This window comes from Planctomycetia bacterium, from assembly GCA_016795155.1.
Lineage (GTDB): Bacteria > Planctomycetota > Planctomycetia > Gemmatales > HRBIN36 > JAEUIE01.
Genome location: JAEUIE010000029.1, coordinates 15,754 through 31,060 on the forward strand (window position 1 = coordinate 15,754; position 15,307 = coordinate 31,060).

9 protein-coding genes and 1 tRNA gene are annotated in these 15,307 nt (G+C 49.0%); 8 read left to right on the forward strand and 2 right to left on the reverse strand.

The annotated features are described in order from the left end of the window. Window positions 1-103 precede the first annotated feature (103 nt). The 5 genes from JNJ77_11280 to JNJ77_11300 all read left to right on the forward strand — a co-directional run bounded on the left by JNJ77_11280 (window position 104) and on the right by JNJ77_11300 (window position 6,905). Window positions 104-1,243 (forward strand): hypothetical protein, encoded by a 1,140-nt coding sequence (locus tag JNJ77_11280; GenBank protein MBL8823162.1) that lies wholly within the window; start codon window positions 104-106, stop codon window positions 1,241-1,243. 143 nt (window positions 1,244-1,386) lie between these two features. Further along, a tRNA-Ile gene (locus JNJ77_11285) sits at window positions 1,387-1,458 on the forward strand. Window positions 1,459-2,010: 552 nt separating this feature from the next. Next, the gene (locus tag JNJ77_11290; GenBank protein MBL8823163.1) at window positions 2,011-3,228 is read left to right on the forward strand and encodes a patatin-like phospholipase family protein; all 1,218 of its coding nucleotides are present in this window, start codon (window positions 2,011-2,013) and stop codon (window positions 3,226-3,228) included. A 218-nt stretch (window positions 3,229-3,446) separates the two neighbouring features. Continuing rightward, window positions 3,447-5,288, forward strand: a complete 1,842-nt coding sequence (locus JNJ77_11295; protein ID MBL8823164.1) for a hypothetical protein — start codon at window positions 3,447-3,449, stop codon at window positions 5,286-5,288. A 75-nt stretch (window positions 5,289-5,363) separates the two neighbouring features. Then, entirely contained in the window at window positions 5,364-6,905 is a 1,542-nt protein-coding gene (locus JNJ77_11300) for a hypothetical protein (protein ID MBL8823165.1), read from the forward strand. A gap of 201 nt (window positions 6,906-7,106) precedes the next feature. Here the strand turns inward: JNJ77_11300 and JNJ77_11305 are convergent, their stop codons facing one another. Beyond that, window positions 7,107-8,183 carry a hypothetical protein gene (locus tag JNJ77_11305; GenBank protein ID MBL8823166.1) on the reverse strand — a complete coding sequence of 359 codons (1,077 nt, stop codon included), beginning with the start codon at window positions 8,181-8,183 and terminating at the stop codon, window positions 7,107-7,109. 138 nt (window positions 8,184-8,321) lie between these two features. On the opposite strand from JNJ77_11305, the gene JNJ77_11310 reads away from it, so the two are divergent. From JNJ77_11310 to JNJ77_11320, 3 genes are read left to right on the forward strand one after another with little or no spacing between them, the layout of a single operon-like run. Further along, on the forward strand, window positions 8,322-10,691 hold the full coding sequence (locus JNJ77_11310; protein MBL8823167.1) for a DEAD/DEAH box helicase family protein: 2,370 nt from the start codon (window positions 8,322-8,324) through the stop codon (window positions 10,689-10,691). A 3-nt stretch (window positions 10,692-10,694) separates the two neighbouring features. After that, window positions 10,695-12,176 carry an SAM-dependent DNA methyltransferase gene (locus JNJ77_11315; GenBank protein ID MBL8823168.1) on the forward strand — a complete coding sequence of 494 codons (1,482 nt, stop codon included), beginning with the start codon at window positions 10,695-10,697 and terminating at the stop codon, window positions 12,174-12,176. Continuing rightward, complete coding sequence (locus tag JNJ77_11320) at window positions 12,173-13,846, forward strand: restriction endonuclease subunit S (protein ID MBL8823169.1); 1,674 nt, start codon at window positions 12,173-12,175, stop codon at window positions 13,844-13,846. Before JNJ77_11315 ends, JNJ77_11320 begins: the two co-directional genes overlap by 4 nt. A 21-nt stretch (window positions 13,847-13,867) precedes the next feature. On the opposite strand, the gene JNJ77_11325 is transcribed toward JNJ77_11320, so the two are convergent. Continuing rightward, window positions 13,868-15,196, reverse strand: coding sequence for a site-specific integrase (locus tag JNJ77_11325; GenBank protein MBL8823170.1), 1,329 nt, complete (start codon window positions 15,194-15,196; stop codon window positions 13,868-13,870). Window positions 15,197-15,307: the final 111 nt, after the last annotated feature.

A 15,307-nucleotide genomic window follows, 5' to 3' on the forward strand; every position in this document is an offset into this window, starting at 1 on the left:
AGACCTGGATGATCCTGTTCTGAGGAAACACACCTTCTCCTGGCTGTCCCTGGTGATTACCAGCATCCCTGAGAAGCTGACAATACACGGAGGTTCTGGTTCCATGTTGAAACGACATTACAAACTGCTGGCTGTCGCAGCACTGGCTTGCCTGGGCTCAACAGCTAACGCACAATCACTCTTCCGATGGGTCAAACCTGTCGAATGCAACAACTGTGCTGAAACTTGCGATACCGGCTGCAACACAGGTGGCGGGGTTTACGGTTCAGCTGGCATCCTCTTCCTGAAAAGTTATGCCAACGGCAATCTGTCATACTCGACTTTTGCTACTGAATCGGTCAATGGAGTACCTGTCTCGAATATCACCACGGTGAATGAATTTGATAACGGTGTTGATATCGGATATCGTGCTACCATTGGTTACTCGGGTGGCGATGGTTGGGGTGGCCGCATTCGCTACTTCAAATGGGAAAGTGCAGATAATCAGACTGCAGTTGACAACACCGATGGCATTCCAGTTGGTGGAACGGGTGTCGTTTCCCGCCTCGACGCTGCTGCTCCGCTCGGCTTGCAGTTCTTCACCAGCTTTGGCTCAGTAAACGATCCTACCACTACCGTCTATGGCAACATCATGCGGGTGGAAATCTGGGATCTGGAACTGACCAAAAACACCACCTGTGGTTGTATGGACCTGACCTGGTCAGCGGGTCTGCGTTACCTGCAACTCAACCAGCAGTACAACGCAACCGAGAAGCTGCAGAACGTGCCACCAACCGACGATCGTAACTTTGAATCCCGTATCAGCCAGACGCTGCGTTCACAGCACACGCTCAATGGTCTTGGACCAATCCTGGGACTCGAAGGCCGTCATAACATCTTTGATAACTTGAGCGTTTATGGCCTGGGTCGTGTCGGATTCATCTTCATGGAAGGCCGACAGGAAGCCTACCACCGTATTAATCACGATCCAGATACAGTTCCTATATTCATTGACAATCCTGAACTGTTCTCCGCTCAGCAGGATCGAGCTAAGATGGTGACCACCGCTGAAGTTGAACTCGGTCTGGAATATGGCGTATCGGTTGGAAATTCGCAAGTCTATGCCCGTGGCGGACTGCTTGGCATGCACTTCGGCGGCGTTGGCAACTCTTCCCGCTCCGCTCGTGGCGCTGGCCCCTTTGAATCGCAGAACGACAATCTGTCACTCTTCGGTTTGACCGCCAGCATCGGCATCCGCTACTAAGCGACGTGACTGTCTAAAACTCCACAGGGTAAGGTGCAACCTTGCCCTGTTTGCTTTTGCTCAGCTTGCGTGTATCCTGATCTTCAGTGCACCCTGAACATGTGCCAGTGGAGCAGTGTCCCTAAGATAATGCTCCAAGTACCGGGCCTATAGCTCAACGGCAGAGCAGGGGACTCATAATCCCTTGGTTGCAGGTTCGAATCCTGCTGGGCCCACTGATCCCATTCAGTCTAATGCAGTCCCAAACAGCCTCTCTACAGGCTGTTTTTCTTGTTTTGGACTGATCGATTAGTGAGAGTAATCGAGAGTGCTCAATCCCATCTAATCCTGCCAAATCTCACCGTGTCTCCCATTCGAGGGGACACTGGAGGGGACACGCTGCGATGATTTCGTTTAAGCATACTTCGTGCAAAGTGAGCAATTAGTAGAGTTCACCCCTCAGCATCTCGTTTCGGAACTTGCCTTTAATGAATGCATTCCACATTGCTTTTTACACGAGGCTTCCTTGCTTGTTAAATAGAGTTTTAACACCCTTCTTCTTCAACCAGTGTCCAACTCACCTAGCAATAATTTTCGGGACCATTGCCACCATAAGCAAAACGAACTGGCGACACTGCGACTGCTCTAAATGCCAAAAAAAAAAAGAAATTGAAACATTTAACTTTCATTTTACGCTTTTATCTTTGAGGAGTTCGTGTGAGAGCAGACTGCCAATGACTAATAGGGCAATTATTGCTTCGAAATAATTGACTAATTAAGGAGCCAAGATGCCATTTACAGAACAGGCCAATGCACTGTTGCCAGTAACAGATATCGAAGTGCCGGGGGCTCCTGAGAAAACTCCAGAAGATGGCATTGGTTTATGCCTCTCTGGTGGCGGTTATCGTGCAATGCTTTACCACGTTGGAGCACTGTGGAGAATCAATGAACTTGGTCTTATGCATCCCAGTCAACTCAAGCGGATATCAAGTGTATCTGGGGGTTCTATCACAGCTGCAACGTTGGGAATGAATTGGAATCAGCTTCAGTTTGATTCAAATACAAAGATTGCATCACGAGAGTCTTTCATCCAGGCTCTTGCAAAACCCACGCGACGATTAGCCCAAGAAACGATTGATGTTTCTGCAGTTGGCTGGGGGATTATTAACCCTTTCAAGTCAATCAGTGATGAGATTGGAGGCTATTACCAAAAATACGTATTTGGCTCCAAGACATTACAAGATCTTCCTGACTCACTCCGGATTGTGTTTAACGCAACGAATGTCCAAACCGGATCACTCTTTCGCTTTTCTAAGCCATACATGGTGGATCATCTGATTGGGATGTGGAAGCAACCAGATGTCCCGTTAAGTAAAGTGGTGGCTGCATCATCGGCCTTTCCACCATTTCTTTCGCCCTGCACTCTGGACTTAAATCCATACCAGCCCTCTGAGTTGTATGCGCTGGGCAAGGCTGAACCTGATATTTTCGCGCGTAACGTCATTTTATCTGATGGAGGTGTTTACGATAATCTGGGCTTGGAGACTGTTTGGAAGCGATTCAAAGTGGTCTTGTGTAGTGATGGTGGACGAAAGATGGCTCTGGATAGGAAGCCGGCAGGTGACTGGGCACTCCATTCGCGCAGGCTAATTGATTTGTTGGAACGACAGGTCTCTGCGCTACGTAAGAGGCAACTCATTGCTTCGTATCTGGGTCAGCAGGGAATTCCTTTTCGTCATGGCGCATATTGGGGCATCACGACAGCCTACGAAGATTACGATCCCACCCAATTGCAGCCTCAGGGTATAGTACTGCCCCTTTCGGCAGCCCAGCCTGTGCCATCTGTTGCAAATATGGACACTCGATTAGCAACAATAGCAGAAGAACTACAAGAAAAACTAATCAATTGGGGCTATGCCATTACCGACGTAGCCATTCGACGCTATTACTTAAAGTCGCCTGACGTGCCGCTGCCCACTTTACCGTACCCAGGTGCTGGCATTTAAGGTGCTGACTAACTGAAAAGAGAAGCAATCATTGTGTTCTTATCGATAGGACTTGTGGAGTTGTCATAATGGCTAAGAGTGATCTAATTCCTGATCCGTCATCACGAAGCTTACGGATCTTTGCGTTTGATCCTGGTCTTTCTGCACAATTTGATACTGCTGGCATCGGGGAAATTACCATACGCATTCCCTGGGAAAAGAATGCACGGCCCGGCCCGATTGGAGAGTACATAGAAGTTGTCGATGTTGATCCTGCCAGTGGAGTGGCTTACAAACCTGTAGATCTAAACGACGAACGTCTCTTAGCACAAAATGGCCTCGCCCCATCAGAAGCAAATCCACAATTTCATCAGCAAATGGTTTACGCTGTGGCAATGGCCACTATCGGACAGTTTGAGCAAGCACTTGGCCGAGTTGCACTTTGGTCGTCGCATCGTGAGAATGAAGAGAATGAGTACATCGAGAAATTTGTTCCACGGCTGCGAATCTACCCGCATGCACTTCGAGATCGCAATGCCTACTACAGCCCAGCGAAGAAAGCACTACTCTTTGGTTACTTCCCTGTCGGAATCAAAGATGCGAACAATACACCTGGCACACTAGTTTTTACCTGTCTGTCGCATGACATCATCGCACACGAAACGACACATGCACTACTGGATGGCGTCCATCCTCGCTTTAATGAACCAGTCAATGGGGATGTGTTTGCGTTTCACGAGGCTTTTGCCGACATAGTAGCTCTGTTCCAACACTTCTCCTATCCAGGAGTGCTTCGAGATCAAATCGCACGCACTCGAGGCGACCTTGGTGGCGAAAATATTCTTGGTCAACTAGCTCAACAGTTTGGCAAGGCATCTGGTCGTGGACGTGCCCTACGCGACTTCCTTGGCAAGCAAAATGCTGACGGAAAATGGGAGCCACTCAAACCGGATGTACGAGAACTCGAACGGACAACGGAACCACACGCCAGGGGCGCGATCTTGGTTGCTGCGGTTTTTAACGCATTCCTGAAAGTCTATCGCGCTCGCACAGTTGATCTGTACCGTATTGCCAGTGAAGGGACAGGCGTCCTTCGTGAAGGAGAGATTCATCCAGATCTTGCCTATCGTCTTGCTGATGAAGCAGCACGAGCTGCTCTCCAAACACTCCAGATGTGCATCCGGGCAATAGATTATTGCCCACCGGTTGGAATTACTTTTGGCGATTACCTTCGCGCTATTGTCACCGCAGATACGGATTTCAACCCAGATGATCCAAGCGGCTTCCGCCTCGCTTTCATTGAAAGTTTCAGGCAATGGGGCATACATCCTGGAAACATGCGGAGCATGTCGGCGGAGAGTCTACTCTGGCCAACAGGTGTTGCCGTTCAGGAAGAACAAGAAGTTCATCTGGATCGTGAAGATCTGAAAGATTACTTTACACAAGTACAACAACCCACTGAGTCCGGTCAATCTAAAACGCGTCATCGTAATCAGGCAAATCTAAATCAATTCCGTTCCTGGACTTTGGAAAGTGATCGCTTTCAGACATGGCAAGGCATGGACTCGAATGCTGCAGCTCTTTGGAGTTGGCTTGTTAAGGGCAAAGGTCGGAAGTGGGCGAAAGTCATTGGAATCGTGCTTGAAGATGATAACCCACCACAAACAGTATTTCGTAAGGAGAACCCAAATCGCATTTCGGTAGAGGTTCATTCGGTACGGTCTGCAGTCCGCAGAAGTCAACGTGGAGCACCTATCACCGACCTCGTCGTCGAAATTACCCAACGGCGTCGTGGTTTCTTTGATCTCAAAAAACAAAAAGATAACGACGACGGTAAAGTAACAGACGAGCAAGACTTCATCTATCGAGCGGGGTGTACGCTACTAATTAACCCAAACACGATGGAAATCCGTCGGGTAATACGAACCCCTGGAACGATCAAGGACGACGTGCAACTTGACCGAATGCGGAAATATTTGTTGGAGGGAGCCAACATGGCAGTAAATGCTTTCCAAACGAAAGCAAACCATCTGAGGCTTAACGAGCCATTCGCACTTCTTCATAGTGAGGTGGAGAACTAAGCCATGGCTAAACGCAAAAACGCAAGACCAAAACCAAAGGTAAAAACCAAAACGCAGATATCAAGGAAAAAGAAAATGGCTACGCGACTTATCCCTCCTGCCGATGGTGTTATTGTTCGTATGTACCGTATCGGTCATGGCGACTGTTTTCTAATCGCATTCCCAGGCAAAGTCGAAGACAAGCCGGTCTACGTTCTCATCGACTGCGGATATAAACCTGGATCGCCTGGTTTTCTCAAATCAACACCCAAGGCAATTGCAGCCAGTATCCGTGAAGCCACCGACGGACATCTAGATGTCGTCGTGATCACACACGAACATCAAGATCATCTAAATGCATTTACTGCATCGAATTTCAGCGAAAATGACATCACCATCGGACAAGCATGGTTCGCATGGACAGAAGATCCCGACGACACACTCGCTAACAAACTCAGGGTTATCTATAAGGATCAGTTATTAGGGCTTTCCGAAGCTCGTAATCGCCTGGCTGCCGCTGGTGACATCAAATCAGCCGAAGCAATTGATGAATTTCTTGCATTTGAACTAGGTGGGGAAGAAGAGATTCAACCCGCGTTGCTCGGAGCTGCGGCTAAGGATCCTGCGAAATCTCAAAACAAACAAGCTATGAAGTTGGTCAAAGATCGCGCCAAACATGTTGTATATTTGCGTCCACACGAAAAAATCCTGACTTTGCCTGGCAATGAAAATGTCCGAGTCTTTGCGCTTGGACCTCCCCGCGATGAGGATGCTTTGAGTGATCTAAATCCTCAAGGGGACGAAGAATTTCATCTGGCAGCTGGACTGCGTTCTCCAGCCAACTATTTTGCAGCTGCAGCAAGAACTAAAGTATCAGAAACAGATTTAGCCAATCGCTCACCCTTCTCCAGACGGTATGCCCTCGATTTATCCAGTATTTATCAGGATCCAGAGTTTGGTCAATTCTTCACCAACAATTATGGTCATAGCAAAGTGGCAGCTAATTATCCTGACACTGTTGACACATCCACGTCTGATGAAGTGGCATCGAATAATGCAGAATGGCGTCGTATTGATAATGACTGGCTTTATTCTGCAGAAGATTTGGCTCTCGCGATGAATGGAGACACTAATAACGCCAGTCTCGTCCTTGCGTTCGAACTGGGTAAAGGCGGGAAGGTATTACTATTCGCTGCTGACGCACAACGGGGAAATTGGCTCTCTTGGGGAAACGAAGATTTTAGTGATGATGGTAACGCTGTTAGTGCAAAAGACTTGCTCGGCCGTACCGTACTCTATAAAGTGGGACACCACTGTAGCCACAATGCGACAATAAATGGTCGTCCAGATGATGATTTTCCGAACATTGGCTGGATGGCGCGAGGAAAATTTGCCCAGGAGTTTACTGCTATGATCACAGCAGTTCCGAAATGGGCTCAAACTCAGAAAGGGTGGGACCATCCTCGGAAAGAAATCAAAGATGCCTTAATAAAGAAGGCTTCAGGTCGCGTGCTTCAGACCGACACGAACCTTGACGACATCGAGAGACCACCTGGTGTGTCAGCCAGTGAATGGGATTTGTTTCTACGTCGAACCAGTGGTCAGGATCTTTTCTTTGATTTCACTGTAATGCGTTGATGCTTTGGGCTTAATGAGGCGACTTCCACAAGTTCATCTAAGCCTGCCAAAACTCACCTTGTCTCCATTTCGAGGGGACAGATAAGGGGACACTGTGAATGAAAAGAATGAGTTTTGATCGATGATTATGAACTTCACAGCAATAATTCTGTCGCATTTCACCTTGAAGAGGATTGGTCTAGAATCTGTTAGTTACAGGCTTCATCTGCTGTTAAAGCGGTTAGGCCATTTCTGATACTTCATGTATTTATAGCCACCTTCAGGCTCTTTCAGAAACGTTATCTTGCCTTGCTTTAATAACTCTGGATCATGCTTCTGGCCTTCGACGGATTTCGTCATGTAACAGTAACGATTCATTAATGTGGCAAATTGAGTCTGATCGAATAGTCTTGTTTCCCAATCACTAGGGATATTCTCAGCTCGAATGGCGAGCCTTCCCAGCCTGCCGTCTGCATGTGTCATAAACTTTGGCCGGTTGATGATCTGCAAATTGACGTTTGTAAAGTGAACGAATAATTCTCGCAATTCAAGTGGTTCAAATGGACCAGGCAACTTCATCAAATCCGCTTCGAGGATACTTCCCGTTGCATTACAATCATTTAACACAGCAATAAGTGCTATGCAATCGAGACGGATCATCACGGTTTGAGCTTCAAGATTATCAGCGTAATCAAAAGGCTCAATCCCTGTGTCACAAAGGGCAGGTGCCAGATAAACTGTTCCGAGTGTGGCTGGATCTAAATCACACATTGTAAAGAACATTCGTGCAACACAATGGAGATGGTGAAGTTCATTCCAAGCGTAAGCATCTGAGATATTGCCTGATCCTTTGCGTTTGTCCCGATGCAGTGGAATTCGCGAATCCTTCAAATGTGTCTTCAGAAAAATCAATGCTAGCCAAACGAAGAATCTTAATGGTCCATCTCGATGCAATGCAGTCTTAATGTGGGAATATCCTTTTAGCACGTACTCCCGAATGGGAATTTCGAAAATCGTATTCATTAGCCCATTGCAATTTACACAGCAAGGGATGGTATAGCTGCCATAAGAATGGCCAGTGGCATTGGGCAAGTCGATGTATTTACTATGTAACTTGTACCGGTTAAGGATCCAATTCGAAAGAATATGTTCCTTATTGAAATCTGTTTTAGAGGGGGCACGACCACAGATGAAACAACAATCGCCACTTACGATGCTATCTAGAAATCGATCGGTACTCATGTAAACCAAGAATCCAGCATCATTATGAATAGAGCCATCTTCAAGTTGGTAAAGCATGGAAGCACTTGATTGTAAACTGAAAAACGCATGGAACCATCAAGTGTTATGACTGGTCAATGGTCAGCATGAATAATTCAGACTATGACAATAATTTCCTTGGAATATACCATATTTCGAGGCAAGATTGTAGTCCGTATGAACAAGAAAGAACTTACAGAAGCAGACATTCGCACGAAGTTCATTACCCCGGCCCTACTTGGCGTTAATGGGGAAAAGTGGAACTTAATGACTCAAATTCGTGAGGAAATCTACTTCACGAAGGGACAAGTCATCGTTCGAGGCAAAACGGTCAAGCGTGGAGAGGCTAAGAAGGCTGACTACATCCTCTATTACAAGCCGAATATCCCCATTGCAGTCATTGAAGCCAAAGATAACAACTACTCGATCGGCGCTGGGATGCAACAGGCACTGGAATATGCCGAGATTCTCGACGTTCCTTTTGCCTACAGTTCCAATGGCGATGCATTCCTCGAACACGACCGCACCAAAACGAGTGGCACTATAACAAGCGAGATTCCGCTCGATCAGTTCCCCACGCCGGATGAACTCTGGGCACGGTATCGACAGGCCAAGGGGTACTCGACCGAGCAGGAAGCTGTTGTCACCCAGGACTATTTCATTGATGGCACACGCAAGCCACCGCGATACTATCAGCTCGTGGCCATCAATCGGACCGTGGATGCTATCGCCCGGGGAGAAAACCGCATCCTGCTTGTCATGGCTACCGGGACAGGTAAAACCTACACCGCTTTCCAAATCATCTGGAGATTGTGGAAATCAGGGACCAAGAAACGAATCCTATTTCTTGTTGATCGCAACATCCTGGCTGACCAAACCAAGACCAACGACTTCAAACCGTTCGGTCAGGCCATGACAAAGATCACCAATCGCACGGTAGATAAGGCATTCGAGATATATCTATGCCTCTATCAAGCCGTCACCGGCACCGAAGAAGAGCAGAACATCTACAAGCAGTTCTCTCCAGACTTCTTCGATCTGGTTGTAGTTGATGAGTGTCACCGGGGCAGTGCTGCCGATGATGCTGCCTGGCGAAAAGTGCTGGAGTACTTCTCTTCAGCCACACAGATAGGTCTAACAGCCACTCCCAAGGAAACCGAGGATATTTCCAACATCGAGTATTTTGGCGAACCGATCTACACCTATTCGCTACGTCAGGGTATCTCCGATGGCTTCCTGGCTCCATACAAGGTCATTCGTATCGGCTTGGATAAAGATCTTGATGGCTGGCGACCAGAAGCAGGTCAAACCGACAAGTACGGCAACCTGATTGAAGACCGGGAATATAACATCCGCGATTTCGACCGCAACTTGGTCCTGGAAAAGCGTACCGAAGCTGTTGCTGCCAAGGTGACTGAGTTCCTCCGCGCAACCGACCGTTATGCCAAGACAATCATATTCTGTGAGAATATCGACCATGCAGAGCGGATGAGGCAGGCTATGGTTAATGCCAACCCCGACCTGGCTGCTGCCAACAGCAAGTATGTCATGCGTATCACCGGTGACAATGATGAAGGCAAAGCCCAACTCGATAACTTCATCGATCCTGAATCTACCTACCCCGTCATTGCCACCACTTCCAAACTGATGAGCACGGGAGTGGATGCACAAACCTGCAAGCTGATCGTTTTGGATCGTGCCATTCAATCCCCAACAGAGTTTAAGCAGATCATCGGACGAGGTACCCGCATCAACGAGGATTACAATAAGCTCTTCTTCACCATCATGGATTTCAGGCAAGCCACCTCACAGTTTGCTGATCCAAAGTTTAATGACGTGCCCGTGCAGGTTTACGAACCCAAGACCGGAGACTCTCCCGTCCCGCCCGACGATGTTCCGGAAGGGGATGAAGACCAGCCGTCAGGTGATGGAACCATTGGCGACGGCAACGGTCTACCTGGTGACCCACCACCAACTGGCGTTACCAAATACTACGTCAACAACGTGGAAGTGAAAGTTGCCACTGAGCGCGTGCAATACCTCGATGCCAATGGCAAGCTTATCACTGAATCACTCAAGGATTACACCCGCAAAACCGTCAAACAGTCTTACACCTCGCTCGATAACTTTCTCACCGCTTGGAACGATGCTGAGAAGAAACAAGCCATACTGGAAGAGCTGGCTTCGAAGGGAGTCTTCCTGGATGAGTTGGCTGAGCAGGTGGGCCGCGATTACGATGCATTCGACCTCGTATGCCACGTGGCATTCGATCAGCCACCACTGACACGCAAGGAACGAGCAGACAGAGTCAAAAAACGTAATGTCTTCGGGCAGTACAGTGATAAAGCTCGTACCGTGCTGGAAGCCTTGCTGCAGAAATATGCTGACTCAGGCATCACCAGTGTGGAATCTCTCGAAATCTTGAAAGTAGACCCCCTGACTGGCTTCGGCACCCCCGTGGAAATCGTAAAACTATTTGGTGGAAAGCTTGGTTACCTGGCTGCCATTCGGGAACTGAAAACCGCCCTTTATAAGTCTGTAGCGTAACTCATGGCCAACGTCTCCAACATCGTCAAATCCATCCAAGACATCATGCGGAAGGACGCCGGTACCTACGGCGATGCCCAACGCCTGGAACAACTCGGCTGGATGTTCTTCCTCAAAATATTCGACGACCGCGAGAAAGAACTCGAACTCATTCGAGACAACTACAAGTCGCCGCTTCCCAGCCACCTGCGATGGTCGAACTGGGCGACCGATGAAGAAGGCATCACGGGCGATGCCCTGCTTGATTTCATCAACAATACCCTGTTACCCAAGTTGAAAGCCCTTACCGGCGGATCGGATAAGATTACCGGCCTCATCCGCATGACTTTTGAAGATGCCAACAATTTCATGAAGAATGGCACGTTGATGAGGCAGGTCATCAACAAAATTAATGGCATCGATTTCAATGCAAGCGATGATCGCCATATGTTTGGCGACATCTACGAAAAACTGCTCAAAGACTTGCAGTCAGCAGGTAACGCCGGAGAGTTTTATACGCCACGGGCAGTCACTCAGTTCATTGTGGAACAGGTCAACCCCCGTCTGGGTGAAACCATCCTTGATCCTGCTTGTGGCACCGGTGGCTTCCTCGTGTGTGCCATCGAACACCTGCGTAAGCAGGCCAAGACGGAAGAGGATGAACGCACCATCCAGGAGTGCTTCTCCGGCATCGAGAAGAAGCATCTGCCTCACGTTCTGTGCATCACCAACCTGCTGCTGCATGGCATCGATGTTCCGAGCAATGTCCGGCACGATAACACACTGGCTCGTCCGCTGCGGGACTGGTCGCCGAAGGAGCGGGTGGATGTCATCGTCACCAATCCGCCGTTTGGTGGCATGGAAGAGGATGGCATCGAAGCCAACTTCCCCACCGAGTTCCGCACTCGGGAGACGGCTGACCTGTTCCTGGTGCTGCTGATGAAAATTCTGAAGCCCGGCGGCCGGGCCGGGCTTGTGCTGCCAGATGGCACGCTCTTTGGCGAGGGTGTCAAAACGCGAATCAAGGAAGCGCTGCTGAATGAGTGCAACCTGCACACCATCGTTCGCTTGCCGAATGGGGTGTTCAATCCCTACACCGGCATCCGGACGAACCTGCTTTTCTTCACCAAGGGGCAGCCGACGAAGGATGTCTGGTACTACGAGCACCCGTACCCCGCCGGGGCCAAGAGTTACAACAAGGGCAAGCCGATTCGCATTGAGGAGTTTGAAGCCGAGCGGAAGTGGTGGAGCAAGCCTGACAAAAAGGGGGAGTACAGCAAAAGGCAGGAGAACGAACAGGCCTGGCGGGTTTCCATCGATCAGATCAAGACAGGCAACTACAACCTCGATCTGAAGAACCCGCACAGCACGGATGATGGCCCCGGCGATGTGGATCATCTGCTGCCGGAGTACGAGAAGCTGCTGGGGCAGATTGCGGAGACACGAGCAGCACTCAAGAAAGAACTGCACCAGGCACTTACCGCCACGGCTGGAGTGGTGGAATGACGTTGGAGACCTTTTTCGAGAAGTTTGAGCTGTTCGCTGATGCGCCCGGGGCGGTGAGGAAGATGCGGGAGATGGTGCTTGCCATTGCCATCCAAGGAAAACTCGTCCCACAAGATCCAAATGACGAACCAGCAACAACGTACTTGTCCAGAATGGATTTGAAATCTACTGCTCTTGAGAACAATGATGCAAGTCTCGAACGATTTATCCCGTCCACTTGGACTATCATCAAGTTTGAAGATGTAGCATTAGTTGCTGGAGGTGTCACATTAGGTCGTAAACTTGGCGATAGGAAAATGGTGACGTTACCATACCTTCGTGTTGCGAATGTAAAACGCGGCGAACTCGACTTGAGTGTAGTGAAAGAAGTAACAATTGCGGAGGACGAGATAGAGCGATACTCGCTGTTGAACAATGATCTTCTCATGACTGAAGGAGGTGATTGGGACAAAGTTGGCCGTTCAGTTATTTGGAGATGTCAAATACCTCAATGTCTTCATCAAAATCATATTTTTCGAGCACGGATGCGTTCGTCTCAGTTACTACCTATTTGGTTTGAACGATACTTCAATTCGCCAGTTGGTAGGGCATACTTTCAATCAGCTTCAAAGCAGACTACTAACCTCGCTTCGATAAACATGCGCCAAGTCCGTGCATGTCCTATTCCGCTTCCGCCCCTCGCTGAGCAGAAACGAATTGTGGCGAAGGTGGATGAGTTGATGGCGTTGTGTGATCGGCTGGAGGCACAGCAGGAGGAACGGGAGAACCGACATGCTGCACTCGTCAATGCCTCGCTGGCGCGGTTTGCTGATGCTCCGACGCCGGATAATCTTCAGTTTCTCTTTCATCCCTCGTACGCCGTCACGCCCGCCGATTTGCGGAAGATGATTCTGAGCATGGCGGTGCAGGGTAAGCTGGTGCCTCAGGATGTTAGTGATGCGCCAGCAGAAGAACTCTTCGATAGGATTTCGAAAATACGAGCAAAGTATTTGTCCGATAAACGATCAAAAACAACAAAGAAAATACGAGAGCTGAATGACGCAGGATGGTTGCACAATGTCCCACAATCTTGGATTTGGTGTCGGCTCGGTAACCTCGTACTTGATTTTCGCTATGGTACTTCACGAAAATGCACTCGCAATTCCAATGGCGTACCAGTGTTGCGGATCCCCAATATCCAGAGTGGTCGGATCGAATCAACAGATATGAAATATACCGCAATGCCGTCATCTGAATTTGAGGAGCTACGATTACAGGAAGGCGATCTCCTTCTTGTTCGCTCAAATGGAAGCGAGTCACTAGTCGGAAGAAGCGCTGTTGCCTCAATAAATGATGAGGCCTTTGCGTATGCTGGTTACCTTGTTCGAGCCCGAATACCAAAAAATGAGATTTTCACTCCATATATTCAAGTAGCACTCAGCACGCCATTTGTCCGCGAACAAATCGAAGGGCCAATTCGGACCACAAGCGGTGTGAAGAATATCAACACGACTGAGCTTTCGAACCTTGTTGTTCCCCTCCCACCCCTCGCCGAACAGCGTCGTATCGTCGCCAAGGTCGATCAATTGATGGCCCTAGTGGATCAGTTGGAATCCCAACTGGCGGTCAGCCAGGCGACAGCCAGGAAGTTGATGGAGGCGGTGGTAGGGGAACTTACTACCAGGAATTGACTAAATACAGTACGCGATTCATCATTTTAACATCGGCACCGGTAGCGCCGCCGTTGCCGCCATAATCTCCGCTGGCCTTGCTTTCGCATAGCGGTGCAGAGTCAACCGAACGTCTGCATGTCGGGCAAGCGTCTGTAGCACCTTGATGTTGTGAGTTACGGATGCAAGCTCAGTGATGTACTGGCCTCGGAAAGAATGAAAGTCGAAATAACCCTCGCATGTTTTGTAGGGAATACCTGCTGCGGTCATGTCACTGCGTAACATGTAGCAGGCGCGTTTGTACCAGGGGCCGGGCCAGAGTTTGGCTTCTGATGCGAGGGGCTGCAGGAACTGCTCCAACAATGGAATGATCCAAGGCGGTAATGGTTGCTCAACGTGCTTTCGATTCTTGGTGTATGCGGCATGGCAGCGAACCGATGCAAAATTGTCCCCCCAGTGAATATCAGCCTTGCGTAAGGAAGATAACTCGTGGGCACGGAAGCCAGTGCTGAGTGCCAATGAGTAGAGCATGCACCGAGTTGGGCCGTCAAAGGCATTGATCACCCGCTTGCTTGTTCTGGTTCGATCAAGGAGCAATGCTAATTCCTGATGAGTGAGTACACGACGACTACGACGACAATCAAGATTAGTGTTGCCTGCTTTGATTCCGGAAATGGGATTTGAAGTAAGTCGCCGATCCATTACCAGCCAACGGCAGAAACCACGAATTGACTGCAGGTAATGGTTAGCAGTGGCGATACTGCGTCCTTCAGCTCGCATAGTAGCCAGAGTAAGAACAGTTTCTCGAGGGAAGCGTCGAGCTTTGCCATTTCCATCAGCAGGCAGATTGCAATGTTTAATCTGTTTGCCGACGGCGGCTATACCGATGCCAAATAGTACTGCAATTTCCTTCTTGGTGAACTGTTCCTGATTTTCAGGAATGGTTACCAGAGCTTTTCTGCTACGGAGTTGAGCAACATGAGCCTGGATGGGGGCGAGCGTGATCTGGTTAATCCTTTCAATCTTGCAAGCATTCAAGATCAAAGTTGCACGGTTTAATGTTCGTTTCGCGTGTTCTTCCGAAGCACCTTTATTGATGAGGTAATCACGATACTCCTGCAGGTGATCTTCGATAGGCCGATTCCAGTGTACTTCTGCAGGATCAATCAAGCCCGATGCACGCCGTTCTGCCTGGCGTTCGAGGAATGCAGCTTTCTGCTCGGTTGCTTTGCGATCAGAATAGCCCGCAATGCTGACCCGCCGACCTTTGAGCGGATCGACATAACGTATGTACCACTTCTTGCGAACCTTGGTGATGCGTTCACCCTGGGCATTGGTGCGGGTGTACTTCTTGCGGTAAATATGAGCCATGGTTTCTCTCCTGTTTGAGGAGGAACGATCTTATGGTGACACCCAGCCTGGTGACACATGATCAAAGGGTTATGTTTTGTAATCCGAAATCGGGGTATGGATGATTGACCT

Bases quoted from the DNA above. Each gene is read 5' to 3' on its own strand.
- JNJ77_11280 (MBL8823162.1), top strand. From the start codon at position 104: ATGTTGAAACGACATTACAAACTGCTGGCTGTCGCAGCACTGGCTTGC.
- JNJ77_11290 (MBL8823163.1), top strand. From the start codon at position 2,011: ATGCCATTTACAGAACAGGCCAATGCACTGTTGCCAGTAACAGATATC.
- JNJ77_11300 (MBL8823165.1), top strand. From the start codon at position 5,364: ATGGCTACGCGACTTATCCCTCCTGCCGATGGTGTTATTGTTCGTATG.
- JNJ77_11305 (MBL8823166.1), bottom strand. From the start codon at position 8,183: ATGCTTTACCAACTTGAAGATGGCTCTATTCATAATGATGCTGGATTC.
- JNJ77_11310 (MBL8823167.1), top strand. From the start codon at position 8,322: ATGAACAAGAAAGAACTTACAGAAGCAGACATTCGCACGAAGTTCATT.
- JNJ77_11315 (MBL8823168.1), top strand. From the start codon at position 10,695: ATGGCCAACGTCTCCAACATCGTCAAATCCATCCAAGACATCATGCGG.
- JNJ77_11320 (MBL8823169.1), top strand. From the start codon at position 12,173: ATGACGTTGGAGACCTTTTTCGAGAAGTTTGAGCTGTTCGCTGATGCG.
- JNJ77_11325 (MBL8823170.1), bottom strand. From the start codon at position 15,196: ATGGCTCATATTTACCGCAAGAAGTACACCCGCACCAATGCCCAGGGT.